Origin of the sequence: Mycolicibacterium peregrinum, assembly GCF_001665625.1 — a bacterium.
Classification (GTDB): Bacteria; Actinomycetota; Actinomycetes; order Mycobacteriales; family Mycobacteriaceae; genus Mycobacterium; species Mycobacterium peregrinum_B.
Genome location: NZ_LZSY01000061.1, coordinates 37,041 through 59,335 on the forward strand (window position 1 = coordinate 37,041; position 22,295 = coordinate 59,335).

Below are 22,295 nucleotides of genomic sequence, written 5' to 3' on the forward strand. Positions count from 1 at the left end.
ATGCGGCAGCGGATCGTGGTGGGGATTATCGTGGCGGGCTTCGCCCTCTCGGGCTGCAGCACAGTCACCGTCGGCACACCGATGGCCGATCCCGATCAGACCGGGATCTCCACGCCGACGACCACCAAGCGCCGACCCAGCACTACGGCAGCACCGTCGACTCCGGCTTTCCCGTCCCCCGGAACCAGTGGCGGGACCAGCACCCCGCCACCGAACGGGATGTCGACCACCTGCCGGGAGTATTCCTCGATGGACGAGGCCACCCAGCTCGGCATGGTCGAGCTACTGGTGAAGAACGGCTATGCGGGAATGAAGAAGAATCCGTACATCTGGACCTCGTTCATCGGAGCCATGTGCGTGCTGGCCGATCGGGACTCGACCGTGGTCGACGCGATCAACAAAAAGGTGCCGGGCTGAGATCGCCGACATCCCTGGGATGAATTGCCTTGTAGTGCACTGAGATATAAGGCCAGGCCTGCATCGCGGTGACCCCGTCCAGTCCACGGATGCGCTCGTCGAGCGCGTCGAGCAGATCCTCGCCGCGGGTGGTCAGCACCTCCGCCAGGACGTCCCAGCGGCCGGCGGTCAGCGCCACGTAGGAGACCGCGTCCACCCGCGTCAGCGCCTCGGCCACCTTCTGCGCGCCGGCCCGGCCATCGGTGCGGATCGCGACCCAGCTGCTGTGGCGGTAACCGAGGCGCAGCGGGTTGGCGATGCACATCACCCGAGCTGCGCCCGTCTCCACGATCCGGCTGTAGCGGGATCGGATGGGGGTCTCGGACAAGCCGAGGGCCGAAGCGAAGTCGCGGAACGCGGCCCGGCCGTCGACGGCGAGGCGGGTGAGGATCGCCCGGTCGATGTCGTCGAGTGGGCGCGGGCGCACCGCGCCGTCGGCCAGCGCACCCGACAGCCGGGCCTGCTGATAGTGCAGCCGCAGATAGGGGAGCAGCTCCACCGAGCCCACGCCCGGCAGTGTCGCGATCCGGCCGAACGCCACATCGTGAAGTTCGCGGGCGTCCGTGCAGACCAACTCGAGCACCACGCCGTACGGCCCCGTCACCGCCGTCACGTAATCGGCCTCGGGCAGGTGGGCGAGCTCCGCGGCGAGCTCGACCGGGGTGCGGGATCCGTCGACGGTCAGCAGGGCCAGGCCCAGCGCGTGGAATCCGAGGACAGCTGGATCCGTGATGGCGGCGATGGAGATGTATCCCTCGCTCAACAACCGCGAAACACGGCGGCGCGCAGTCTTTTCCGTGATATCCGCACGGCGACCCAGCTCGGCGTAGGGAATGCGGCCGTCGGCCTGCAGCAGTTCGATCAGTTGGCGGTCGACCGCGTCCAGGTCGGTGTAGCCCGGATCGGACAGCAGCGTGCGGGTAGTCGCAAGCTCCGCTGACGGTGGCATCATCCGAGGTTACCGGCTCGTGCGCATTGACCAAATCGGAGGCGAAGACGATCCTGGCCCCATGACGGTCTCACCGATGTTTCCTCTCGAAGTGGCGATGCTGCCCGGCCAGGAACTGCCGCTGCGGATCTTCGAACCGCGCTATGTGGCGCTGGTGGGCGACTGTATGGCCTCCTCGGAGCCGTCTTTCGGGGTGGTGCTGATCTCGGCCGGCCGCGAGGTGGGCGGGGGTGACCGTCGATGCGAGGTCGGCGCACTGGCCAAGATCGTGGACTGCCAGGAGTTCGGTGTCGGCAAGTACCGGTTGCTGTGTGTGATGGGTGAACGAATTCGCGTGCAGCGCTGGCTCGACGACGATCCATACCCACGCGCCGAGATCGAACTGTGGCCCGACGAACCGGACGGCCCGGCCGATGCCGCCCGAATCGCTGACGTCGAAGACCGGATGGTCGCCTTGCTCGACCGGATCGGCGAGGCTCGCGGCACGCCGATCCGCAGCCGCGAGATCGTGGAATCCGCCGGCGTCGACCCGGGGAACCGTTTGTACGCCTTGGCGACTCGGCTGCCGATGGGGCAGGCCGACCGCTATTCACTGCTGGCCGCGCCGTCGGAGGCGGCCCGCGTCGAGGTGCTCAGCGAGGCCGTGGATTCGGTCACCGCGATGGTGGAGTTCCAGCTTTCGGAGTAGCAGAGCAATACTCGGGAAATGGCTTCTGTGCTCACAACCGCGGACGGCACCGATCTGGTATTGGAGACGACGGGAACCGGACCTCCGGTGGTCTTCGTGCACGGGTCCAACGGTGGCCTGGATTCCTGGACCGATGTCGCCGGGCGCCTCAACGGTCTCCAGATCGTGCGGTATGCGCGGCGAAACCACCCGCCGAGTGCAATTGGCGCGTCGCCCAACCGGTTTGCCGTGGAGGCCGCCGATCTGGGATGCGTGCTGAAGTCGGTGACGGACGCGTCCGGAACGGGGGCGCACGTCGTCGGTGGCTCTTACGGGGCGACGGTTGCCCTTCACGCCGCGGTGGCCGGTACCGATCACATCGCATCGCTGGCGCTGTTCGAGCCGCCGTTGTTGCTGTCCGGTGCGCACCTGTTGCCCGTCCTGGACCGCTACCGACGGCTGTGTTCCGAAACCCGATATGCGGACGCGGTGGAGCTCTTCGCCCGCGAGGTCGCCTGCGTTCCTTCAGAACTGGTGGAGCAAGCTTCGTTCGAGCCAGAAAGTGAGGAGGCCGGCCGGGTGGCGACGACCTCCGCGGGGGCAGATCTCGAAGCGATGGCCCATGACGGGCGTGACGTCGACCGGTGGGCGGCCATCACCGTGCCGGTGTTGCTCATGCAGGGCGGACTGAGTTGGCCCCCGCTGCCCGACGGGATGGACCGCCTGGCGGAGGTGCTCCCACACGCTCAGCGAGTCGTCTGGCCCGACCAATCCCACTTCGCCACCGCGACCGTGCCCGAACGTGTTGCCGAGGCACTGCAGGATTTCTTTGCAGCGGTGTGATGCTCCGCGTTTGGTAACCGGAGGGCGAAGATTTCGCGATTCGGCCGCCACCAGGTTACGAACGCGACCGCCTGATCTCCGTCACCAGGAATTTCTCTCGGTCAGAACACCCTCGACGAATTCGGTGGCCATGGTGCCCTCGGTGGTGTCAGCGGGCAGGGACCGGTGGTAACGCGCCATCAGATCGTCGGCAGGCAGCGCCGCCACGTCCCAGCAGTGTTCACTGAGCCACTCAGGCACATAGGGGCGATCCTCGATGAACCACAGCTGCGCGGGATCGGGCATGTCCTCGGCGGACTCGCCCGCTTCGGCGGCCTCGGCGCGCATTTTCTCGATGAGCTCACGGCGACGCGCCAGATGGTCCTCGGAGAAGAACCCGGCACTGAACGACTCGACGCCTATCCGGCTGTCCCGTGCGGACAGCTCGGTGATGCGCTCGAACAGCAGGTCCTGCGCCTCGGCGGGCAGGTAGGGCAGTAGCCCCTCGACTGACCAGGCCGTCGGTTGGGTGGCGTCGAAACCGGCATCCCGCAAGGCTTTCGGCCAATCCTGACGCAGATCGACGGGCACCGCGACATACCGGGCCTTCGGTACCGCACCGCGGGCCGCCAGGACTTCCTCCTTGAACTGCAGCACCTGCGGTTGGTCGATCTCGAACACCACGCTCTCCTGGATCCAGGGCAACCGCCAGGCCCGGGCATCCAGACCGGCCGCCAGGATCACCGACTGACGGATACCCGCTGCGCCTGCGGCGACGAAGAACTCGTCGAACCACTTGGTACGCGAGGCGGCGTAATTGCCGATGGCGCGGATCCGTTGAGCCATCGCCCCGGTGGGCGGTCGCCAGCCCCGCGTGGCCGCGGCGTCGAGAAACATCTGTGCATACGGGTCGGTGAACAACGGAGAGTCCGCGGTGGTCTCGTCGGCACGAGCCATCGCCACCCCGAGCGCGGTCGCACCCACACTCTCGGTGATATCCCAGCTGTCGTCGTTAGTTCTGGCCATCGCTTCCAGTCTCCTCGAACTCGGCCATCTCGTCTCGGGTCAACAGGTTCTCCCGGTTGCTCTGCTCGCGGTAGGCCAGTTGCCCGACGCGGTTGGCGATCACCGGCGCGGTGATCAGCGTGAACAAACCGGTCAGGATCAGCATGCCGACATCGGCATGGCCGCGGAGACGGATCGCGGCGCCGGCCAGCACCAACAGCAACCCGAGCACCTGAGGCTTGGTCGCCGAATGCATCCGCGACATGGTGTCGCCGAACCGCACAATGCCGATCGCGGCGGTCAGGGCCAGCGTCGACCCGGCCAGAATCAAGACCGCAGTGACGATGTCGAGGATGTTCATGGCGCCCTCTTCCGCCGCGGCTCGGTATCGGGCACACGGAAACGCGCCACGCTGACCGACCCGACGAAGCTGATCAACGCCAACGCGGTCAGGCTGTAGGTCACCGTGGTGTCCAAGCTGTAGGCCGCCCAGGTCCCGATACCGCACAGCGTGACGGCCACCAGGGTGTCCAGCGCCACCAGCCGATCCAAGGTGCTCGGACCGGCCAAGAGACGAAACATCGTGATCGCCGCGGCGGCGGTCAACATGACCGCGGCGATCGTCCAGACGGTACTCATGCGCGATCCGCCTTCGCTCCTCGCTGAACACTCATGCGCGATCCGCCTTCGCTCCTCGCTGAACACTCATGCGCGATCCGCCTTCGCTCCTCGCCGAACACTCATGTCAGGCGCCCTCCTTGTTGGCCACGGGACGCCAATCAGACTCGCGCTCGAAAGCCGCCACCAAAAGCCGCTCCAGGGTGGTGATCTGGTTGTGGAACCGCTCGATCGCCTTGTCGGAACCGGCGTCGACGACGTGTACGTAGATCAGCCGGCGGGCCTGATCGATCTCCAGCACGATGGTGCCCGGGGTCAGGTTCATGATGTTGACCCCGAGGGCCAGAACCAGATCCGACTTGATCGCCAGATGCGCCCGTAGCACCGCATTGACCGGCAGCCGCCCGGGCCTGACGGCCAGCCATGCCATCTGGAACGAGGACATCACCAGCCAGACGGCCACCTGAACCGCCAACCGCGCCAACGACAGCAGATGAACCCGGCCCTCCACCGGGACGGCAGGCAGCGGGAGCAGAACCGTGATCACCACGGCGACGGCCAGGCCCGCGATGATGTTGGCCGCAGAGAGGCTGCCCCACAACAGCACCCAGACCAACATCAGCCAGCACAGGATCCAGGCCCGAAGCAGCAGCCACCTCATCGCGGATCACCCCCGAGCACGGCAGAGATGTACTGTCCACGATCCAAGACCTCGGCCGCGGCGCGCTCGCTGTAGGAGAAGATCGGCCCGGCCGCCACGGTCAACGCGAGCCCGACCGCGATCAAAGCGCCCGTCGGGGCCAGCATTCCCACCGGCATGCGTCCCACACTGTCACGATCGGCGAACTCGATGTCCTCGATGTCGTCGAGGAGCACTGCCGGCGCTGCCCCGGCCAAATGTCCTTCGGGCGCATCGGCGCGGGCCCGCCAGAACGCCTTCGTCCACACCCGGGCCACCACGTAGAGCGTGAGCAGGCTGGTCACCACACCCCCGGCGACCAGGATCCAGGCCAGGACCGAACCGTTCTCGGCACCGGCTTCCAGCAGCGCAACCTTGCCGATGAAACCCGAGAAGGGCGGAATGCCACCGAGGTTGAGCGCGGGCACCACGAAGACGAACGCGAGTACCGGACTGGCCGCGGCGAGCCCGCCCAGCCGCTGCAACGTCGACGCCCCGGCCTGCCGTTCGATCAGGCCGACCACCAGGAACAGCGTGGTCTGCACCACGATGTGGTGGGCCACGTAGTAGATCGCGCCGGACATGCCGAGCTGGTTGGCCAGTGCGACCCCGAAAACCATGTAGCCGATGTGGCTGACCAGGGTGAAGGACAGCAGCCGTTTGATGTCGCTTTGCGCGATCGCGCCGAGGATGCCGATGATCATGGTGAGCAGGCCCGCCACCAGCAGCACGTTGTCCAGCTCGCCGCCGGGGAACAGCAGCGAATGCGCCCGGATGATCGCGTACACACCGACTTTCGTCAGCAAACCGGCGAACACCGCGGTGACCGGCGCGGGCGCGGTGGGGTAGGAGTCGGGCAGCCACGTCGACAGCGGAAAGACCGCGGCCTTGATGCCGAACGCCACCAGCAGCACCGCGAACAGTGCGGTGCGGGTGCCCGTCGAGATGTCATCGAGGCGCAGCGCCAGCTCAGCCATGTTGAGGGTTCCCGTCGCCGCGTACACCAGCGCGATGCCGATCAGGAAGATCAGCGACGACACCATCGAGACCAGCACGTAGGAGATGCCGGCCCGGACCCGGTCCTCACTGGCGCCGATTGTCAGCAAGACGAAGCTCGCGGCCAGCAGCACCTCGAAGCCGACGAACAGGTTGAACAGGTCACCGGCCAGGAAGGCAGTGCACACACCGGCCGACAGCACCAGATAGGTGGGCACTGCCCCCACCCGCCGACGTGTAGCACCAGCGTGCCGTCCCGGTCGGCCAGGTAAACCAGTGCCGCGCACACCACCACCACGGCCGTCAGCGCGAACTGGGTGATGACCCTTTGCAACCGGGGACGACGCCCGGCCACCAGCGTGGCCGCCGCAGCCAGCGCCGGGATCAGTACCGGCAGGGGGATCAGGGCCTGGGCGCTCACTTGGACCCCTCGAATCCCGGCAGCGCATCGAGTTCGTCGGGCGCGTCGGTATCGCGGTGGGGATCGGCCACCGGAATGACTTCTTCTTCCTGAGCACTCGACCGCTGGGAGACGCGGGTGTCCTCCGGATCGTTACTGACTTCCTCGACCGTGGTGAGTCGATACGAGCGGTAGGCCAGCGCCAGGACGAAAGCCGCCAGCCCCATGCTGATGACGATTGCGGTGAGGATCATGCCCTGGGCCAGCGGATCGGCGTCGGTGGTGGCGCCGTTGCTGGTGCGCCCCCGGATGGGCGGATTACCCCCGCGGCCGCCGACGGTGAGGATCAACAGGTTGACCGCGTTGCCGATGAGCAACAGTCCCAACAGCATCCGGGTCAGGTTGCGTTCGAGCAGCAGGTACACCCCGGTGCTGGTGAGCCCGCCGATGATGATCAGCGTGATCAGGAATGTCGTCATCGGGCGATCTCCGTATCCACGCGGGCGCCGAGGCTGCGCAGGATGTCGAGCACCAAACCGACGACGATGAGATACACCCCCAAATCGAAGAACAGCGCGGTCACCATCTTGACCGAGCCCAGCACCGGCACGTCGAACTCCAGCACCGCCGAAGACAACGCCGGCGCCCCCAACAGGATCGAGGCGACCGCCGTCCCCGCCGACAGGCCCAGCCCGGTGCCCAGGATCTTGCCCGCGTCGAGCGGCAGCGTCTCGCCCAGCTCGTAGCGGCCACCGGCGAGGTACCGCAGCACGAGCGCCAGGCCTGCGGTCAACCCGCCGGCGAAACCACCGCCGGGAGTGTTATGGCCGGCGAAGAAGAAGTACGCCGAGAGCACCATGATGAGCGGGAAGATGACGCGCGTCGCGACCTCCAGCACCAGGGAACGGTGGCGAGGGTCGCGCAGCTCGCTGCCGCGTAGCCAGGTGACATCGCCGACCGCCGGGCTGTACGCGCCGACAGGTCCGATGTCGGGCTGGCCGACGGCCGTGCTGACCCGCGGTGCGGCGCCGAATCGCCGATGCCGGAACACCAGTGACGCCACACCTGTGGCGGCCACCAGAAGCACCATCACCTCGCCCAAGGTGTCCCAGGCGCGGATGTCGACCAGCAGCACGTTTACCGCGTTGGCCCCGTGCCCGCGGTAATAGGCGGCGTCGGGAATCAACTCGGCGACGCCGGCGCCGTCGCGGGCGGCCATCGCGAATACCGCCAGCGTGGTGACCGTGGCCCCCACCGCCAGTGCCAGCGCCGCGCGCGGCAGCCGGTGGCGGTTGATGTTGGTGGCGTCGGCCTCGGGGGGCAGGATCCGGAGGACCAGCACGAAGATCACCAAAACCAGTGTCTCGACCAGGAATTGGGTCAATGCCAGGTCAGGTGCGCCGTGGAAGGCGAAGATCGCACCGCAGCCGTAGCCGGTCACCCCGACCAGCAGCACCGCGGCCAGCCGGTTACGCATCACGGTCGCGCCGATGGCGGCGGCCAGCATCAGCAACCCGACTACCACCTGCAGCGGGGAATCCCACAGTGCGATATCCGGGCGATCCCGCGCTCCGAGCGCCAGCATCACGATGGGCAGCACCACCAGCGTCGACAGGATCACCGACTGGGTGGCCGGCAGCGAGCCGCGCTGAGTCTCACCCGTCAACCGCACCGAGGCGATGTCCAGACCGCGAATCACCGCGTCGTACATGCGGTCGGCGTTACCCAGCGGGCGATAGGCGAACCGGGTGCGGGGCAAACGGTTCCGCCCGAAGAACACCGCGGTGCCGACGGCAAGCACCACCACCGAGAGCAACAGCGGCAACCCGAGGCCGTGCCACAGGGCCAGGTGGTAACCCGACCCGCCTGGCATGGTGTCGGCGTATTCGTCGAGCACTGCGTCCATCCCGGCCGGCCACAACCCGAAGCCCAGGCCGGCGGCAGCCAGGACGGCCGGGCCGGCCAGGAAAGTCATTGAGGGACGGTGCATTTCAAGGACGCGGGTGCTCGGCTTCGGAAGTCCCTTGTCGGAGAACGCGCCCCACATGAAGCGCAGGCTGTACATCGTGGTGAACACCGAGCCGACGACGATGCCGGCCAGCACCCACGGCGCCGCTGAGCCGAGTGCCGGGCTGTGCAGAACCGTCTCGAGATCGGCTTCCTTGGCGACGAACCCGAAGAACGGCGGCAACGCGGCCATGCTGGCGGTCGCACACGCGGCGACGATGAGTAGCGGCTTGCACTGACGCCCCAAGCCCGCGAGGCGGCGGATGTCGCGGGTGCCGGTGGTGTGGTCGATGATGCCCACCACCATGAACAGCCCGGCTTTGAACATCGCGTGTGCACAGAGCATGGCCAGCCCGGCCAGCATCATGTCGCTGCCGCCGGCGCCCACCATCACGGTGATCAGGCCGAGCTGGCTGACCGTGCCGAACGCGAGAATCAACTTGAGGTCGTATTCACGGACGGCACGCCAGCCGGCCAGCAGCATCGTGAGCAACCCGAGGCCGATCACCATCGGCCGCCACAGCGGCGTCTCGGCGAAGCCCGGCGCCATCCGTGCCACCAGATACACACCGGCCTTGACCATCGCCGCGGCGTGCAGATAGGCGCTGACCGGAGTCGGTGCGGCCATCGCGCCGGGCAGCCAGAAGTGCATCGGCACAATCGCCGACTTGGACAGCGCCCCGACGAGGATCAGCGCAATGCCGATGGCGGCCGCAGTTCCGCCCGGGGGAGAGGCGATCAACTCCGAGAGCAGATACGTGCCTGACAGGTGGCCCAGCACGATGATGCCGACCAGCATCGCCAGCCCGCCGAACGTCGTCACCAGCAGCGCCTGGGTGGCCGCGCGTCGGCTGGTCGCACGCTCGGCGTAGTGCCCGACCAGCAGGAACGACAGCACCGTGGTGGTTTCCCAGAAGATGTAGAGCACCAGCATGTTGTCGCTGACCACCAGACCGAACATCGATCCGGAGAAGGCGACCAACTCGGCAGCGAAGCTGGGCAGCCGCTTCTCGATCTTGCCGTCGTGGTGGTGGAAATACTCTCCGCAGTAGAACAGCACCAATGAGCCGATCGCGAGCACCAGCACGCTCATGATCGCGGCCAGCGAGTCGAATCGCAGCGTGATGTCCATCGACAGCTCGTGCACCCACGGGATGCTCACGGTCGGGACGCGATCGTGGCTGGGCCAGTTCAAGCCGACCCAGGCCAGGGAGCCGAGCGGCACCAAGGCCAGGGGATAGAACGCTCGCCGCCCCCATTTGGCCACCAGAAGTGGCGCCAGCGCGGTAGCGACCGCGTGGGCGAGCAGAACGGCGAGCATGGCACTCCGATCGGGTTGGGGTCGGGGTGTCGGCTACCGATGAGCGCTTGCGCGAACAGCACCGGCAGGGAGAGCTATCAGGTGGCTATGGCTTTTGGGCTATTGGTTGCTAGTGATGGTTGCTACTGATTAATGGCATTCTACGTGGGCCGTTTCCGGCCGCGAGAGTGACGCAATGGTTGTACACCGCCATCAGAAGTACCGCAGCCAGACGTACACCCAGGCCAACACGGTGCTGAGGGCGGTGACCACCAGGCCGTAACGGGTGAACCGCCAGAAGCTGATCGGATGGCCGGCCCGCTTGGCGATGCCGATGGCCACCACGTTGGCGCTCGCCGCGATGGCGGTGCCGTTGCCGCTGAAACAGGCGCCGAGCGCGAACGCCCACCACAGCGCCTGACCGGTGGGTGCGTCCGGAACCTGGGCCACCATGTCCTCCACCACCGGCGTCATCGTCGCGGTATAAGGAATGTTGTCGACGAAGGCGCCGACGATCGCCGAACCGAACAACAGGGCCGTGGCCGCCCCGAACCAGTTGTCGCCGAATGCCGATTCGGCCACCGACCCGAGCGCACCGATGACACCGGTGTGGACCAACCCGGCGACCATGACGAACAGTCCCATGAAGAAGACCAGGGTGGGCCACTCGACCTCGGGTAGCACCTCGGCCACATCGATGTCGGTGACCAGCAGCATCGCCCCGGCGCCCAGCAGCGCCACGATCGACGGCGCCACATGCAACACCGAGTGCAGCGCGAATCCGACGATCACGACGTTGAGTACGAGTAGAGAGCGGATCAGTAGGCGCTTGTCCTTGATCGCCCGCCGCTCCTGCAGGGCCATCACCTCGTCGATCTGGACCTGGTCGGCGCGCAGGTCTCGATGGAACAGCACCCGGGTGAACAGGACGAACAACGCGAAGATGATGACCACGACCGGCGCCATGTGGATCAGGAAGTCGTTGAAGGTCAGTCCGGCACGGCTGCCGATGATGATGTTCGGCGGATCCCCGATCAGGGTCGCGGCGCCGCCGATGTTGGAGGCCAGCACCTCGGCGATCAGATAGGGCTGTGGCGCGATACGCAGTCGGTCGCAGATCACCAGGGTCACCGGCGCGATCAGCAGGATGATGGTCACGTTGTCCAGCACCGGCGAGGCGAAGGCGGTGATCGCCATCAACATGACCATCAGCCGGAACGGATTGCCGCGGGATCGCTTGGCAGCCCAGATCGCGAGGAAGTCGAACAGCCCGGTCTGCTTGATGACGCCGACGATCACCATCATCCCGAGCAGCAGGAAGATGACGTTCCAGTCGATGCCCTGGTGCTCGGAGTAGAACACCTGCGCGCCGGGAATCAGGCCCAGCAGGGCCATCAGGCCGGCGGCCACCAGGACGGTCTTGACCTTGTCGGCTCGTTCGGTGGCGATGAACCAGAAGGCGACGACGAAGATCGTCAGCGCCAGAACCGGAGCCAGCATGGGCTCGGGCGATCAGTCGCCGGGCCCGGCGACCGCGAGGCTGGTCAACAGCCGTTCGAGAGTGACGGCTCCGGTGAGCCGTCCGCTGCGGTCGACGACGGCGATCAGCGGGCTGCGTTTGTTGGCCATCACGGTGGCGATCTCCAACAGTGTGGCGTCGGGTGTCACGGTCGCCGGCTTGGTGGCGGGGCCCGGCAGGCAGTCACCGACGGTGAGTTTTCCCGGGCCGTGCCAGAACAGATCGGCGTGGATTTCGTCGACGGTGCGGACCAGCGCCGGATCATCTTGGTAGGACTCGGGAATCGCCAGACGCAGCACCTGGGTTCCGGGCAGCACCGCCACCGGGCGATCGTCGTCGTCGACCACCACCAGGCCGGGAAGCCGGTTGACCACCATGAGCTGGACGGCCTTCGATACCGGGTCGTCGATCCGCACGGTGGGCAGGTGGGCTGCGATTTCATGTGCCTGCATGAGCTCGTTCCAATGCGTCGTCAGTGTCATCGTCCTCGTTCTCCGATCACTTCGGGACGGCTCGGCTTCGGCGGTGGCTGCCAGTGTGTGCGACCCGGTGGTCGGGGACCATCGGGGCTGACACCCATTCGGAGGGGGGAATTGCCTGTATGGACAACAGTGCTGGTCTCGGGTCACGCTGGTGGGGTGAAACCGGCGCGCACCCCGGCGGCCGCGTTGTTCCGGCGGGTATTCCTGATCAACGGGTTGATCTTCACGCTGGGCACACTGATTTTGGCGGTATCGCCGGCCTCGGTGTCGGCGCGCATCAAGGTCACCGAAATCCCGGTCCTGGCCGTGGGTTTGGTGATCATCCTGGCCGCCAACGCCGTGTTGTTGCGGTCCAGTCTTGCCCCACTGGATCGGCTCGCCGCGTCAATGCGGCGGGTCGATCCGCCCAAGCGCAGCGATCGTGTCGACGGCCGTGGCAGCGGCGATCTGCAGCACCTGATCGAGTCGTTCAACGCGATGCTGGACCGGTTGGAGACGGAAAGGACCACCGCCAGCGCGTCGGCACTGGCGGCCCAGGAGAACGAGCGGCAACGCATCGCACGGGAACTGCACGACGAGATCGGTCAGACCCTGACGGTCGCACTGCTGCGGCTCAAGCGGGTTGTCGACCGGGCGCCCGAGTCGATCAAGGACGAACTGGCCGATGCTCAGGAGATCGTTCGATCCAGCCTTGACGAGGTACGTGAAATCGCCCGGCGGCTGCGTCCTGATGCGCTGGAGGATCTCGGGTTGCACAGTGCGCTCAATGCGCTGTGCACCGACTTCGGTCAGGCCTCTGGGATCGCCGTCGTCAAACACATTGCGCCGCAATCAGGTCGGTTGAAACCGGATGTCGAGCTCGTGTGCTACCGGATCGCCCAGGAGAGCCTGACGAATGTGGCTCGGCACGCCGAGGCCGGCAAGGTGTGGCTTGACCTGCATACCGGCGCAACCGACCTGACGCTGCGGATCGCCGACGACGGCCGTGGCGGCGTGGATGACGAAGGTGCCGGCATCAACGGCATGCGCGAGCGCGCCCTGCTGGTGAACGCCGACCTCTCCATCACCTCACCGCCAGACGGCGGCACCGAGGTGCGGCTGGTGATCCCGCTCTGATGTCCGCACGCATCCTGCTCGCCGACGACCACGCACTGGTCCGTAGCGGTCTGCGCATGATCATCGACGCCGAGCCGGATCTGCAGGTGGTGGCCGAGGCCGCCGACGGGCATGAGGCGGTGACCGCGCTCGGGACGACGCCGGTGGATCTGGCGATCCTCGACATCGCGATGCCGCGGATGACGGGATTGCAGGCCGCCCGGGAGATCAACCGGACGCATCCGAACGTGCGGATCCTGATCCTGTCGATGTACGACAACGAGCAGTACTTCTTCGAGGCGCTCAAGGCCGGGGCATCGGGCTACGTGTTGAAGTCCGTAGCCGACCGCGACCTGCTCGAGGCCTGCCGGGCGACGATGAGAGGGGAGCCGTTCCTGTACGCCGGCGCGGTGACGGCGCTGATCCGCGACTATCTGCACCGGTCACGTCAGGGCGGGGAACTGCCGGACACGATCCTCACCCCTCGTGAGGAGGAGGTCCTCAAACTGATCGCCGAGGGCTACTCGACCCGTGAGATCGCCGCGACCCTGACCATCAGCGCGAAGACGGTTGATCGGCACCGGACGAATATCCTGGCAAAACTCGGGCTGCGAGACCGGCTTGCGCTGACGCGTTACGCGATCCGCGCCGGACTGATCGAACCGTGAGCCCACACCGGAATGGCATGTGACGCAACGCCGATACCCCAGCCCATGATCGGCCAGACCGGCCAGAAGTACCAGCCACCTCCGCCGAGTCCGACGGCAAGCCAGATGCCGAGCATCAGCAGGGCGCCGGCCAGGTAGGCGGCGAGGTGGATCCGGACGCTCATCCGGGCGGCCCGCTGCTGCGCGGCGTGACGACGGGGATCATGTCGTCGTAGTCGGTTGACGGGGAGGTCGGCGACGAGCAGGCGCAGTTGGTCGGCGGTCTGCGCCTGGAACGTCGACTGCAGCCGATCGTCGTACTCGGGCATCGTCAGATAGCCCTGGGTGAGTGCCTGTCCGAGGTCGTTCGCGGTCTGCGCACGTTCCCGGTCGCCGGCGCGGGCGGTTTCAACGGTGTGTAAGGCGGTGTCGGCCATTTCAACTCCCGTGAATCTAGTCAATGACAAGTTGGACTATGCCACCGTAACTAGCCACCGTCAAGATGTAATCGCCGAGGCTTCCTCTTCGGCCAACTCGCGCAGGGTGAGCAGCTGTTTACGCATCATCACCACGTCGCCCAGTGCCAGTGCCCAGCCGAGGATCCGGTTCGTGCCGAAACGCACCCGCACATGCAATCGAGAGCCGCCGATTTCGGACCGGGTGGCATACGTGACCGCGACCGTTCCGGATCGCAGGGTGATGTGCTCGTCCTCGATGAACGAGTCCAGCGTGAAGATCTGCATGAAGCGTTGGCCGACCGTGAGGCGGGCGAGCTCCGGGTCCCGGGTACGCGGGCTGCGTCTGCCGAAATTGTCGAGCAGGTCGTAGCTGTAGGGCGCGGCGCGCAGTTGGCACAGCCACCCGAAAACGATCGACGGTGGTGCACCGATGCTGATCGCCCGGTCCGCGCAGACCGCGGCGTCGGGGGCGAGGGCATCGCACGGCAGCGGAGCGGCACGTTCATGCGTCGTGGCGCCCCAGTTCGCGATCATGCCGGGACGTTCGGACGCGGACGGAGTTGGCCGGCAATGCGTTTGAGCGCGTAGCGCACCGCAACCTTGTGGCCGCCCGAACCGATTACCAGCGCGCGATAGACCTTTCCGTGGATGCCGGGGAAGGCGGCCCAGGTTTGTGAGCGCACCCTGGTGCGATGCGGGCCCAGGTCGTCCAGTTCGAACACCCACTCGTAGATCGAGAAGGGATGACGGCCCTTGAGTACCAGGCGCAGGCGCGGCGTGCACTCGCCGATCGCGAACCCGATCGGAGGCCGCGGCTCGGTCGGGTCGCCGCACATTGCTCGAAGGACGGCGGCCCATGTCGTGGCAGCGTCGGCGTCGACTGTTATGGCATGCTCATCGATATAGGGTAAACGTTCCATATAGAAGGACTGTACTAGAACATGGCGCCTCCACGGAAGCATGAAACCGACGCGATTTTGGATGCGACGCGGGCCCTGGTGCTCTCCGAAGGGCCAAGGGCTGCAAGTGTTGCAGCGATTGCCAAGGTCAGCGGCGCCCCGGCGGGCACCCTGTATCACCGGTTCGGCAACCGCAACGGTGTGCTGACCGCGGCCTGGTTGCGGGCGCTGGAGCGGTTTCAATCGCGGGCGATGGCGGCGACGGCCGATGATCCGGTCGAGGCGGCGGTCGCGATGGGCGTGGCCGCCGTCAGTTTCGCCCGCGAAACCCCCGAGGACGCGCGGTTGCTGCTGACCATCCGGCCCAGCGATCTGCTCGACGGCGCGCCGGACGCAGAATTCACCGCGACGCTGACGGCGATGAACGCGCCACTCATCGAGCGGTTACGCGAACTGGCGCGGGGCATTTATGGCAACGACGACGCGCGCACGATGGACGCCATGTCGCGCGCGGTCGTCGACCTCCCGTATGCCGTCGTTCGACGTCATGCCAACGACGCAGAGTTGCCGGCTTGGATGGAGGATGACCTGGCTGACGCTGTGCGGAAGTTGTTGGCTAGGTAGGGGTTTGGCTCAGTGCGGATGCATCTGGCCGTCGAGGTTGCCGCCCTCTTGATGGTCGGTGGTTGTGTAGTCGGTGGCTGCCGATCTCAGCTTGACGGAAAGGTCAGTCGAGATTTCATGCATCTTCCCGGCTGCTTCGCGGCGGGACAGTTCTGCGGACTTGAGTGCCATGGCCGTGGGAGAGCACACCAGACCGTGGGTCTGGAAGACATGGCCCGCGGTCCCATCCGGCGCCGATTTGGCCGACTCGATCAACGACGCGGCTTCTCCCTGGACGGTCGCGGTCGACCGGATCTGGTCGGAAACGGTAAGTGGCGGCTGCGTCATGGAAGCTCCTCGGTCGGATTCAGGGTGGGCGGGCTAGCTCGGGCCGAAACCGCCGCCGGGAATCTTGGCGTTGGCGTTGGCGTTCGTCGATTCGTACCGAGAGGCCAGGTCCTTGATCTTGCCCGCATTCTCGCCGGAACGACTGGCCATTTGATGGCATTGGATGGTTGCGGCGGGCACGGTGCCCGCAACTGCTGCGACCTCGATTGCTGTCGAAAGCGCGGGACCGACGACTGGGGCAGCTTTGGCGAGGAGGGCTGGAACAATACTCAGGCTCAGTATCGTCTGCATTTGCGAAACGAAATCGCGGGTGTCGCCGACTTGCCTGGCTTCCTCGGCGACAACTTTCTGAATCTCGGAGTCGGTGGACGACATATCGGCAGCGCGCGCTTGTTGTTCCTTATTTCTGTCGCCGTAGGCCTTTGACGCGTCGCCCGTCCAGTCGCCGGGTGGTGCGGATCTTAAAAGGGTCGAGTGAGCGTCGACGAAATGGTTGGCCCCTTCGGTGAATCGTGCGCCGTCCTCGGGTCGGCCGAACCCCAGCATATTGCTTTCCATGGTCAGGACGATCAAACCGGCATTGATAATTGGGGTAGCGGCACCCTTCGCGATATTCCCCAGGGTCTTGGCCGACGAAGTTGCGCCACTCGCGGCTGCCGATTTTGCCAGTGCACCAGCGCCCTCGGTAGCGACAAGCTGACCCATTGACAGAAAGTCGGATCCGATGCCTGCCATCGCCCACGGCACGCTCGACTTCGCCCCGTTGGCGTGGTCGGCAATGCCGTAGGCGTAGTTGCCCTGCAAGTAGTAGAAGCTTCCTACGCCCATAACCGAATTCCGATCGTCGACGAACTTCGCTCGGACGAGCCTAACACCGGATCAGGGCGACCGCGCGCAGCAAATCTCAACTGAAACCGCAGGTAGGATAGGTTTCCTAGAGTGCGCGTAGCCTCTCGATGGCGCGCCCATCGATGAGTTCATCGCGAAGGTCGGGACGCTGCCAGTAGAGTCGGACTAACTCCACGAGTGCTGTGCCCTTAGGCGTGTAGGTCCCGGGAGCCTCCATCAGCAGTGTTTCGCCGCCGGCCATTGTCACTACCATCGGGTTCCAGAAGCGCTCCTCATCGGGCAGTTTGTCCGCGATGTTCTCCACCTCGTCCCATTTTCCAGTTTTAGGTTCCCGCAGTGTCGAGAATTCAAATCCATCCGGTGTCAGGGCGAGGTAGCTAAGGCTTCCTTGTCGGCGCAACTTTACCCAACACCACGTCAGAACTGCCGCGGCCGCTCCGGCGCATAGTGGGAATACATGTTGGCCGACGTCAAAGGGTAGATATAGCACGCCAAAAACCCAGGCCAAGAACATCAACCACGTTGACAGGACCCCTGTGACGATGAATCGTCGCAGATTGTTTTCTATCCGTTTATCGGGCCGTAGTTGGGTTCCAGTGGTGTCGAATGATGCCTGGAATGTTACTGTCCTTGATTGTGTCATCATGAGGATCAAGTAAGTGGTGGTCAATGCTAAACCGACAATTACGACTAATGTCACCAGTGAGAATTGCTTTGCGGCGTTAAATGCCCAGGGCGCGAGCATTGCAATAAAAATCAGTGCTACTGCAATCCCGGATCGTCTCGCAAATTTTTCCATCTCGCCCCTCGTCTGCGCCTGCCGAAGTATGGGTATGGTCTGGCCTATGGATGATAAGGCCGGAGTCTCAAGGGTTGTCGCAGCCAGTCGCGAGATCGCCGCACCGGCAGAGGTCATCTTCGAGATGATTGCGGATCCATCCCAACAGCCCCGCTGGGACGGCAACGAGAACCTGGCGCAGGCTCCGTCCGGGCAACGGGTACGTGCGGTCGGGGAGGTGTTCGTCATGACGATCAAGCAGGGCGGTGACCGCGAGAACCGAATCGTGGAGTTCGAGGAAGGTCGGCGTATCGCCTGGCGGCCCTCGGAAGTCGGCAAGCAGCCGCCCGGCCACCTGTGGCGCTGGGAGTTGGAACCGTTGGGCGACAACCGAACCCTGGTGACCCACACCTACGACTGGTCGCAGCTCACCGATGAGAAGCGGCTCATCCGCGCTCGTGCGACCACCGCCGACAAGCTGCAGGCGTCGATCGATCGACTGGCGGCGATCGCGGAGGGTTAGCGCGGAGGCATTTGCCCGTCCAGCTTCCCGGCCTGGTGCTGGTCGGTTCCGGAATACTGGGCCGAAGCCGAGTCGAGAATGCCAGCGAGTTTTGTCGACGCGCCATTCATCGCTTGGTTCGCCGCAGTCCGTGACATCTGCGCTTCCTTCAGCGCACTGGTCGCGAGGGCGCAGACCACACCATGGGTCCGGATCACGGCGAACGACGCCCCGTCGGTGATGTGCTCAGCGGCGTTGATGCCGTCGGCAATCTTCCGCTGCTGTGCGGAGCGGGCGTTCAGGTCGTCGACGAGTACTTTCAGCGCGTTGGCATCTGACTGTGGGGTGGTCACACGGGTCCTTTCTTCGGTGCCCAAGTTTGCAGGTGGCTAGGCGTCAGAATTGTGCCTGCGCGGCGACCTGGTCATAGCCGGCGCCGGCGCGCCGGATGAGCGTGGCATTGCGGGCAGAGTTATCGATGAGGTCGAGGTATCGCCACTCGGCGGGAGGGAGTGTGGCTGCGACCGACGCGACTTGAAATGCCAGTGATGCCGCTGGCCCCCAAGGCAGATAAAAATTCAATGCGACAGCAGGAATGATGCATAGTCCGAGGGAGGTTTGGCAACGATCGAGCATCTTGCGTGTCACTTCATTCTGCTCGGCTTCGCTCTTGACCGCATCCCTCACCATCTCATCGAGTCTCCTCAATTCGTCGGCGTGTTTCGTATGTTCAGTGTTTCGAGCCTCGTACTCGTTCGCGGCATCGCCTTCCCAAGTATCTGGGCGCTTCGCTGATTCGACTTCGGTTTTCAATCCGGCATACTTGCTTGAGCCTTGATCGAAGTAGCCACCTGCGTCGGGCTTCCCGAAACCGCAGGTGTTCGCCATGATCATCATGGTGAGCAAGCCTGCCTGGATGATTGGTACCTCCGCGGCTGCGGCAATCTTCGCGCCCGTCATATACGGAGCGACGGTATGCATGAACCCGACCGCATCGGCTCCCACACCAGCCAGACCCCAGCCGACGTGCCCGTCTTTCCCGTCCCTGGTGTCCATACTTGGGGGATGCTCGAGAACTGCCCCGTTGAGCCAGTTTGCCCCCTCGTAGAGATCTTGGATGACGCTCCACTTGCTCATTCCCGAAATTCTCCTCGTCGCCAATGGCTCGATCGAGCCTAACAGCGCATTCGGCCTGCTCGGCGCGGAAATTCTGCAGCCGATGTCAAGCAGGCAGGGTCACGCCGCGAACGTGGACTGGACGGTGTGGAGTCGTTCGACCGCTCTGCCGTCAGTCAGTTCGCTCCGCTGCTCGGGGTTCTGCCAGTAGAACTGGACGAACTGCAAGATCGCTTGTCCGGCAGGCGTATAGATCGAGGATTGCTTGATCATGCGCCGTTCGCCGTTCGCCATTACCATGACGATCGGACTGGGGGCCAGGACGTCAGCCGGGACCTCGTTGGTGACGGCGATGACCTGAGCCCAATCACCAGAAACTGTTGAAAACAGTTCTACGAACTTGAACCCGTCCGGGGTGAGCCGTATGTATCCGCTGCCGCGATTGCGGGCGATAACGCCCAGTGCTACCAGGAAAACTGCTGCGGGCCCGAAGAACACGATGCCGGAGATGGGTGCCATATCGGATGGCAGATAAAAGGGGAGCTTGTTCAAAAAGCCCAGCGTCCCAAGGGTGCTGGTGGCAAGGAACCCAGAAAGCATCACAACAAGCAGAAGGGCCTCGAGTCGCTTGTCTGCCCGGACAGTGGTCCCCTCAGAGGTGGTCTGCCCCCATGCGACGACGTTGGGCATGAGAACTGAGGCCGCGGGTGGTGCGAGCCAGAATAGGGCTCCGCTGAATGAGGCCAGCGACGTGAGGTACTGACCGCGGGTCAATGCGACAACAGCCCAGCCAGCACATGCCAAAGTCAGGATCCCCAAGACGACCGCGGAGAAAACTCGCATCGCCTTCATCGATACTCCATTCTGCTTGGTGCCTTAACGCCCGGCCGCGAACTCCCGCAGCGACGCCACCTGCGTCGCATCCAGTGAGGGCCGCACGGTCTCGCGGGCTTTGGCGACATCGGCTGCGGTGACGTCGGCCGCATCGATCGACCGGCGCATCGCGGTCAACGCCGCCTCCCGCAGCAGCGCGACACAGTCGGCCGCGCTGTAACCGTCCAGCTCGGAGGCCAGGGCATCGAGATCGACGTCTGGGGCCAACGGAATGGATTTGCCTGCGGTACGCAGGATTTCACGACGCGCATCGGCATCGGGCGGCTCGACGAACACCAGCCTCTCCAGCCGGCCCGGCCGTAGCAGCGCCGGGTCGATGAGGTCGGGGCGGTTGGTCGCACCCAGCACCACGACGTCGTTCATCGGTTCGATGCCGTCGAGTTCGGTCAACAGGGCGGCGACGACACGGTCGGTCACCCCGGAATCGAAACTCTGTCCGCGGCGCGGAGCCAGGGCGTCGATCTCGTCGAGAAACACCAGCGACGGTGCCGAGTCACGGGCCCGGGCGAACAGTTCGCGCACGGCCTTCTCCGACGAGCCGACCCACTTGTCCATCAGCTCGGCACCTTTGACTGCGTGCACAGAGAGCTTCCCGGAGCTGGCGAGTGCCCGGACGACGAAGGTCTTGCCGCAACCGGGCGGGCCGTACAGCAGCACTCCGCGCGGTGGCTCCACACCGAGGCGCTGGAAGGTATCGGGATGCTGCAGCGGCCACAGCACCGCTTCGGTGAGCGCCTGCTTGGTCTCGACCATGTCGCCGACGTCGTCGAGGGTCACCGAGCCGACCGACACCTCCTCGGCCGCCGATCTCGACAGCGGCCGGATCACCGTGAGTGCCCCGGTCAGGTCTTCCTGCCACAGCACCGGCTCGTTGCCGTCGGCGCTGGCTCGGGAGGCTGCCCGCAATGCGCCCTCGCGGACCAGGGCGGCCAGATCTGCGACGACGAAACCCGGTGTACGGTCGGCAACTTCGCCGAGATTCAGTTCAGCACACGGTACGCCCCGCAGCAGCACCTCCAGCAGTGACTTGCGGGTGGCGGCATCGGGCAGCGTCAGGGCCAGTTCGCGGTCGCACAGATCCGGCGCCCGCAGCCGGGTATCGACCCCGACGGGCACCGCCGACGTCGCGACGAACGCCACGCCGCGGGTGGCGACGGCGTCACGCAGCTCGCCGATGATCAGGGCGGCGACCGGCTCTGGGGCCCGGTCGCCGGTGGCGGCGGGCAACAGCGCGTCTACGTCGGAGATCAGCAGCACCCCGCCGCCGTCGCGCACACTGGCGACCGCGTCGGACACCCGGCTGAACCGGTCGTCGGCGGCCAGCGCCCCCACCTCCGGACCGTCGAGCTCCACCAACCGCCGCTCAGCGCACACGGTCCGCACCATGGTGGCCTTGCCGACACCGGCGGGGCCGGTCACCAGCACACCGAGATTGGGTGTGGCACCGAGAGTTTCGAGAAGCTGTGGCTCGTCGAGTGAGAGCTTGAGCCATTCGGTGAGCTTGCCGGCCTGGGTATGGGAGCCCTTGAGATCGTCGAAGCTGACCGCAGGTTCGGCGCGCGCGGGGCTGATCGTGTGGGCACCGGTGGTATCCGACGGCCCCGACCCGACGCCGTCGAGGCCTGACCCCCACGACACCACCGAATTCGGTTGGATGCTCACGGGTCCGGACGGATCGACCCCGGTCACCGTCAACAGCTCCGAGGTCCAGGTGATACCCACCGACGAGCCCAGCGCCGCGGTGGCCGACGACGTCGAGGTGCCCGGCCCCAGATCACGGGGGAGCAGCGACACCGTGTCGCCGACAGTCATCACCTTGCCCAGGAGCGCCTGGCGCAGCGTCGCCGACGAGATCGAATCGGTCGCCAGTTTGGATCCGGTCACCGTGACCGCCCGGGCGCCGTACACCGTCACCGGCGCCACGATCACGGTGGCGTTCTCCCGCACCCCGGCGTTGGACAGCGTCACGTCGTCGAGCAGGGCGGTCCCGGTGGGGGTGCCGCCGGGGGCGAGGCCGACGACGGCGGCGGTGGTACGGGAACCGGTCAGCGACACGGCATCCCACTCCCGGATCCCGAGGGCGGCGATCGCCTCGGGATGCAGCCGGACCACACCACGACGCGAGTCGAGCGCCGAGGTGTTCAGTCGTGCGGTCAGGCGCAGATGCCCGAGCGGTTGATCCTCGTCGACCTCGAGCTGCGACATG

At 65.6% G+C, this 22,295-nt stretch carries 26 protein-coding genes and 1 pseudogene; 7 read left to right on the plus strand and 20 right to left on the minus strand.

From position 1 onward, the window contains the following. Positions 1-417 (plus strand): hypothetical protein, encoded by a 417-nt coding sequence (locus tag A5779_RS07880; RefSeq protein WP_064880709.1) that lies wholly within the window; start codon positions 1-3, stop codon positions 415-417. Here the strand turns inward: A5779_RS07880 and A5779_RS07885 are convergent. Beyond that, entirely contained in the window at positions 395-1,405 is a 1,011-nt protein-coding gene (locus A5779_RS07885) for an Lrp/AsnC family transcriptional regulator (protein ID WP_064880711.1), read from the minus strand. The genes A5779_RS07880 and A5779_RS07885 overlap by 23 nt on opposite strands. Before the next feature lie 61 nt (positions 1,406-1,466). On the opposite strand from A5779_RS07885, the gene A5779_RS07890 reads away from it, so the two are divergent. Further along, positions 1,467-2,093: an LON peptidase substrate-binding domain-containing protein gene (locus A5779_RS07890; protein WP_064880592.1), complete on the plus strand. Its 627-nt coding sequence runs from the start codon at positions 1,467-1,469 to the stop codon at positions 2,091-2,093. 18 nt (positions 2,094-2,111) lie between these two features. Then, positions 2,112-2,915, plus strand: a complete 804-nt coding sequence (locus A5779_RS07895) for an alpha/beta fold hydrolase (RefSeq protein ID WP_064880594.1) — start codon at positions 2,112-2,114, stop codon at positions 2,913-2,915. Between the two features lie 81 nt (positions 2,916-2,996). Here A5779_RS07895 and A5779_RS07900 read toward each other — a convergent pair whose 3' ends face one another. The 9 genes and pseudogenes from A5779_RS07900 to A5779_RS07940 all read right to left on the minus strand — a co-directional run bounded on the left by A5779_RS07900 (position 2,997) and on the right by A5779_RS07940 (position 11,900). Further along, entirely contained in the window at positions 2,997-3,920 is a 924-nt protein-coding gene (locus tag A5779_RS07900; protein ID WP_064880596.1) for an SAM-dependent methyltransferase, read from the minus strand. Further along, a complete protein-coding gene (locus A5779_RS07905; RefSeq protein ID WP_064880598.1) occupies positions 3,907-4,260 on the minus strand; it encodes a monovalent cation/H(+) antiporter subunit G in 354 nt (117 codons plus the stop codon). Before A5779_RS07905 ends, A5779_RS07900 begins: the two co-directional genes overlap by 14 nt. Then, positions 4,257-4,538 (minus strand): monovalent cation/H+ antiporter complex subunit F, encoded by a 282-nt coding sequence (locus A5779_RS07910; RefSeq protein WP_064880600.1) that lies wholly within the window; start codon positions 4,536-4,538, stop codon positions 4,257-4,259. The genes A5779_RS07905 and A5779_RS07910 overlap by 4 nt, the downstream gene beginning before the upstream one ends. A 106-nt stretch (positions 4,539-4,644) precedes the next feature. Then, positions 4,645-5,178, minus strand: a complete 534-nt coding sequence (locus tag A5779_RS07915) for a Na+/H+ antiporter subunit E (RefSeq protein WP_064880602.1) — start codon at positions 5,176-5,178, stop codon at positions 4,645-4,647. Beyond that, positions 5,175-6,613: pseudogene (locus A5779_RS07920) on the minus strand (Na+/H+ antiporter subunit D). Before A5779_RS07920 ends, A5779_RS07915 begins: the two are co-directional and overlap by 4 nt. Next, positions 6,610-7,071 carry a Na(+)/H(+) antiporter subunit C gene (locus A5779_RS07925; RefSeq protein WP_064880604.1) on the minus strand — a complete coding sequence of 154 codons (462 nt, stop codon included), beginning with the start codon at positions 7,069-7,071 and terminating at the stop codon, positions 6,610-6,612. Before A5779_RS07925 ends, A5779_RS07920 begins: the two are co-directional and overlap by 4 nt. Beyond that, complete coding sequence (locus A5779_RS07930; protein WP_064880606.1) at positions 7,068-9,920, minus strand: Na+/H+ antiporter subunit A; 2,853 nt, start codon at positions 9,918-9,920, stop codon at positions 7,068-7,070. Before A5779_RS07930 ends, A5779_RS07925 begins: the two co-directional genes overlap by 4 nt. Positions 9,921-10,112: 192 nt before the next feature. After that, positions 10,113-11,399, minus strand: coding sequence for an ArsB/NhaD family transporter (locus tag A5779_RS07935; RefSeq protein ID WP_064880608.1), 1,287 nt, complete (start codon positions 11,397-11,399; stop codon positions 10,113-10,115). Between the two features lie 12 nt (positions 11,400-11,411). Beyond that, positions 11,412-11,900: a CBS domain-containing protein gene (locus A5779_RS07940; protein ID WP_236734682.1), complete on the minus strand. Its 489-nt coding sequence runs from the start codon at positions 11,898-11,900 to the stop codon at positions 11,412-11,414. A 156-nt stretch (positions 11,901-12,056) separates the two neighbouring features. Here A5779_RS07940 and A5779_RS07945 point away from each other — a divergent pair, with 156 nt between their 5' ends. After that, entirely contained in the window at positions 12,057-13,016 is a 960-nt protein-coding gene (locus A5779_RS07945; RefSeq protein ID WP_064880610.1) for a sensor histidine kinase, read from the plus strand. After that, positions 13,016-13,663, plus strand: a complete 648-nt coding sequence (locus A5779_RS07950; protein WP_055110531.1) for a response regulator — start codon at positions 13,016-13,018, stop codon at positions 13,661-13,663. Before A5779_RS07945 ends, A5779_RS07950 begins: the two co-directional genes overlap by 1 nt. Here the strand turns inward: A5779_RS07950 and A5779_RS07955 are convergent. From A5779_RS07955 to A5779_RS07965, 3 genes are read right to left on the minus strand one after another with little or no spacing between them, the layout of a single operon-like run. Beyond that, positions 13,630-14,079, minus strand: a complete 450-nt coding sequence (locus A5779_RS07955; RefSeq protein ID WP_064880612.1) for a DUF1707 domain-containing protein — start codon at positions 14,077-14,079, stop codon at positions 13,630-13,632. The genes A5779_RS07950 and A5779_RS07955 overlap by 34 nt on opposite strands. A gap of 60 nt (positions 14,080-14,139) precedes the next feature. Next, a complete protein-coding gene (locus A5779_RS07960) occupies positions 14,140-14,634 on the minus strand; it encodes a hypothetical protein (RefSeq protein WP_064880614.1) in 495 nt (164 codons plus the stop codon). After that, positions 14,631-15,020 (minus strand): hypothetical protein, encoded by a 390-nt coding sequence (locus tag A5779_RS07965; protein WP_064880616.1) that lies wholly within the window; start codon positions 15,018-15,020, stop codon positions 14,631-14,633. The genes A5779_RS07960 and A5779_RS07965 overlap by 4 nt, the downstream gene beginning before the upstream one ends. A 21-nt stretch (positions 15,021-15,041) precedes the next feature. Here A5779_RS07965 and A5779_RS07970 point away from each other — a divergent pair, with 21 nt between their 5' ends. Further along, positions 15,042-15,623 (plus strand): TetR/AcrR family transcriptional regulator, encoded by a 582-nt coding sequence (locus A5779_RS07970; RefSeq protein WP_064880618.1) that lies wholly within the window; start codon positions 15,042-15,044, stop codon positions 15,621-15,623. Positions 15,624-15,632: 9 nt separating this feature from the next. Here A5779_RS07970 and A5779_RS34415 read toward each other — a convergent pair whose 3' ends face one another. The 3 genes from A5779_RS34415 to A5779_RS33795 form a co-directional block, all read right to left on the minus strand. After that, positions 15,633-15,950: an ESX-1 secretion-associated protein gene (locus A5779_RS34415; protein ID WP_236734683.1), complete on the minus strand. Its 318-nt coding sequence runs from the start codon at positions 15,948-15,950 to the stop codon at positions 15,633-15,635. Between the two features lie 33 nt (positions 15,951-15,983). Beyond that, positions 15,984-16,778, minus strand: coding sequence for an EspA/EspE family type VII secretion system effector (locus A5779_RS07975; RefSeq protein WP_236734685.1), 795 nt, complete (start codon positions 16,776-16,778; stop codon positions 15,984-15,986). Positions 16,779-16,884: 106 nt separating this feature from the next. Beyond that, positions 16,885-17,598, minus strand: coding sequence for a hypothetical protein (locus A5779_RS33795; protein WP_064880620.1), 714 nt, complete (start codon positions 17,596-17,598; stop codon positions 16,885-16,887). A 46-nt stretch (positions 17,599-17,644) separates the two neighbouring features. On the opposite strand from A5779_RS33795, the gene A5779_RS07985 reads away from it, so the two are divergent. Further along, the gene (locus A5779_RS07985) at positions 17,645-18,100 is read left to right on the plus strand and encodes an SRPBCC family protein (protein ID WP_064880622.1); all 456 of its coding nucleotides are present in this window, start codon (positions 17,645-17,647) and stop codon (positions 18,098-18,100) included. On the opposite strand, the gene A5779_RS07990 is transcribed toward A5779_RS07985, so the two are convergent. From A5779_RS07990 to A5779_RS08005, 4 genes are all read right to left on the minus strand, one after another. Further along, entirely contained in the window at positions 18,097-18,456 is a 360-nt protein-coding gene (locus tag A5779_RS07990; RefSeq protein WP_082941582.1) for a type VII secretion target, read from the minus strand. The genes A5779_RS07985 and A5779_RS07990 overlap by 4 nt on opposite strands. Before the next feature lie 19 nt (positions 18,457-18,475). Beyond that, positions 18,476-19,216 carry an EspA/EspE family type VII secretion system effector gene (locus tag A5779_RS07995; RefSeq protein ID WP_082941583.1) on the minus strand — a complete coding sequence of 247 codons (741 nt, stop codon included), beginning with the start codon at positions 19,214-19,216 and terminating at the stop codon, positions 18,476-18,478. Positions 19,217-19,315: 99 nt separating this feature from the next. Further along, entirely contained in the window at positions 19,316-20,047 is a 732-nt protein-coding gene (locus A5779_RS08000; protein ID WP_131811605.1) for a hypothetical protein, read from the minus strand. 24 nt (positions 20,048-20,071) lie between these two features. Beyond that, positions 20,072-22,294 carry an AAA family ATPase gene (locus tag A5779_RS08005; RefSeq protein ID WP_064880628.1) on the minus strand — a complete coding sequence of 741 codons (2,223 nt, stop codon included), beginning with the start codon at positions 22,292-22,294 and terminating at the stop codon, positions 20,072-20,074. Between the last annotated feature and the right edge of the window lies 1 nt (position 22,295).

Excerpts from the sequence above, each read along its gene's own strand:
- A5779_RS07880 (WP_064880709.1), top strand. The coding sequence starts at position 1 with ATGCGGCAGCGGATCGTGGTGGGGATTATCGTGGCGGGCTTCGCCCTC.
- A5779_RS07885 (WP_064880711.1), bottom strand. The coding sequence starts at position 1,405 with ATGCCACCGTCAGCGGAGCTTGCGACTACCCGCACGCTGCTGTCCGAT.
- A5779_RS07890 (WP_064880592.1), top strand. The coding sequence starts at position 1,467 with ATGACGGTCTCACCGATGTTTCCTCTCGAAGTGGCGATGCTGCCCGGC.
- A5779_RS07895 (WP_064880594.1), top strand. The coding sequence starts at position 2,112 with ATGGCTTCTGTGCTCACAACCGCGGACGGCACCGATCTGGTATTGGAG.
- A5779_RS07900 (WP_064880596.1), bottom strand. The coding sequence starts at position 3,920 with ATGGCCAGAACTAACGACGACAGCTGGGATATCACCGAGAGTGTGGGT.
- A5779_RS07905 (WP_064880598.1), bottom strand. The coding sequence starts at position 4,260 with ATGAACATCCTCGACATCGTCACTGCGGTCTTGATTCTGGCCGGGTCG.
- A5779_RS07910 (WP_064880600.1), bottom strand. The coding sequence starts at position 4,538 with ATGAGTACCGTCTGGACGATCGCCGCGGTCATGTTGACCGCCGCCGCG.
- A5779_RS07915 (WP_064880602.1), bottom strand. The coding sequence starts at position 5,178 with ATGAGGTGGCTGCTGCTTCGGGCCTGGATCCTGTGCTGGCTGATGTTG.
- A5779_RS07925 (WP_064880604.1), bottom strand. The coding sequence starts at position 7,071 with ATGACGACATTCCTGATCACGCTGATCATCATCGGCGGGCTCACCAGC.
- A5779_RS07930 (WP_064880606.1), bottom strand. The coding sequence starts at position 9,920 with ATGCTCGCCGTTCTGCTCGCCCACGCGGTCGCTACCGCGCTGGCGCCA.
- A5779_RS07935 (WP_064880608.1), bottom strand. The coding sequence starts at position 11,399 with ATGCTGGCTCCGGTTCTGGCGCTGACGATCTTCGTCGTCGCCTTCTGG.
- A5779_RS07940 (WP_236734682.1), bottom strand. The coding sequence starts at position 11,900 with ATGACACTGACGACGCATTGGAACGAGCTCATGCAGGCACATGAAATC.
- A5779_RS07950 (WP_055110531.1), top strand. The coding sequence starts at position 13,016 with ATGTCCGCACGCATCCTGCTCGCCGACGACCACGCACTGGTCCGTAGC.
- A5779_RS07955 (WP_064880612.1), bottom strand. The coding sequence starts at position 14,079 with ATGGCCGACACCGCCTTACACACCGTTGAAACCGCCCGCGCCGGCGAC.
- A5779_RS07960 (WP_064880614.1), bottom strand. The coding sequence starts at position 14,634 with ATGATCGCGAACTGGGGCGCCACGACGCATGAACGTGCCGCTCCGCTG.
- A5779_RS07965 (WP_064880616.1), bottom strand. The coding sequence starts at position 15,020 with ATGGAACGTTTACCCTATATCGATGAGCATGCCATAACAGTCGACGCC.
- A5779_RS07970 (WP_064880618.1), top strand. The coding sequence starts at position 15,042 with ATGGCGCCTCCACGGAAGCATGAAACCGACGCGATTTTGGATGCGACG.
- A5779_RS34415 (WP_236734683.1), bottom strand. The coding sequence starts at position 15,950 with ATGACGCAGCCGCCACTTACCGTTTCCGACCAGATCCGGTCGACCGCG.
- A5779_RS07975 (WP_236734685.1), bottom strand. The coding sequence starts at position 16,778 with ATGGGCGTAGGAAGCTTCTACTACTTGCAGGGCAACTACGCCTACGGC.
- A5779_RS33795 (WP_064880620.1), bottom strand. The coding sequence starts at position 17,598 with ATGGAAAAATTTGCGAGACGATCCGGGATTGCAGTAGCACTGATTTTT.
- A5779_RS07985 (WP_064880622.1), top strand. The coding sequence starts at position 17,645 with ATGGATGATAAGGCCGGAGTCTCAAGGGTTGTCGCAGCCAGTCGCGAG.
- A5779_RS07995 (WP_082941583.1), bottom strand. The coding sequence starts at position 19,216 with ATGAGCAAGTGGAGCGTCATCCAAGATCTCTACGAGGGGGCAAACTGG.
- A5779_RS08000 (WP_131811605.1), bottom strand. The coding sequence starts at position 20,047 with ATGAAGGCGATGCGAGTTTTCTCCGCGGTCGTCTTGGGGATCCTGACT.
- A5779_RS08005 (WP_064880628.1), bottom strand. The coding sequence starts at position 22,294 with ATGTCGCAGCTCGAGGTCGACGAGGATCAACCGCTCGGGCATCTGCGC.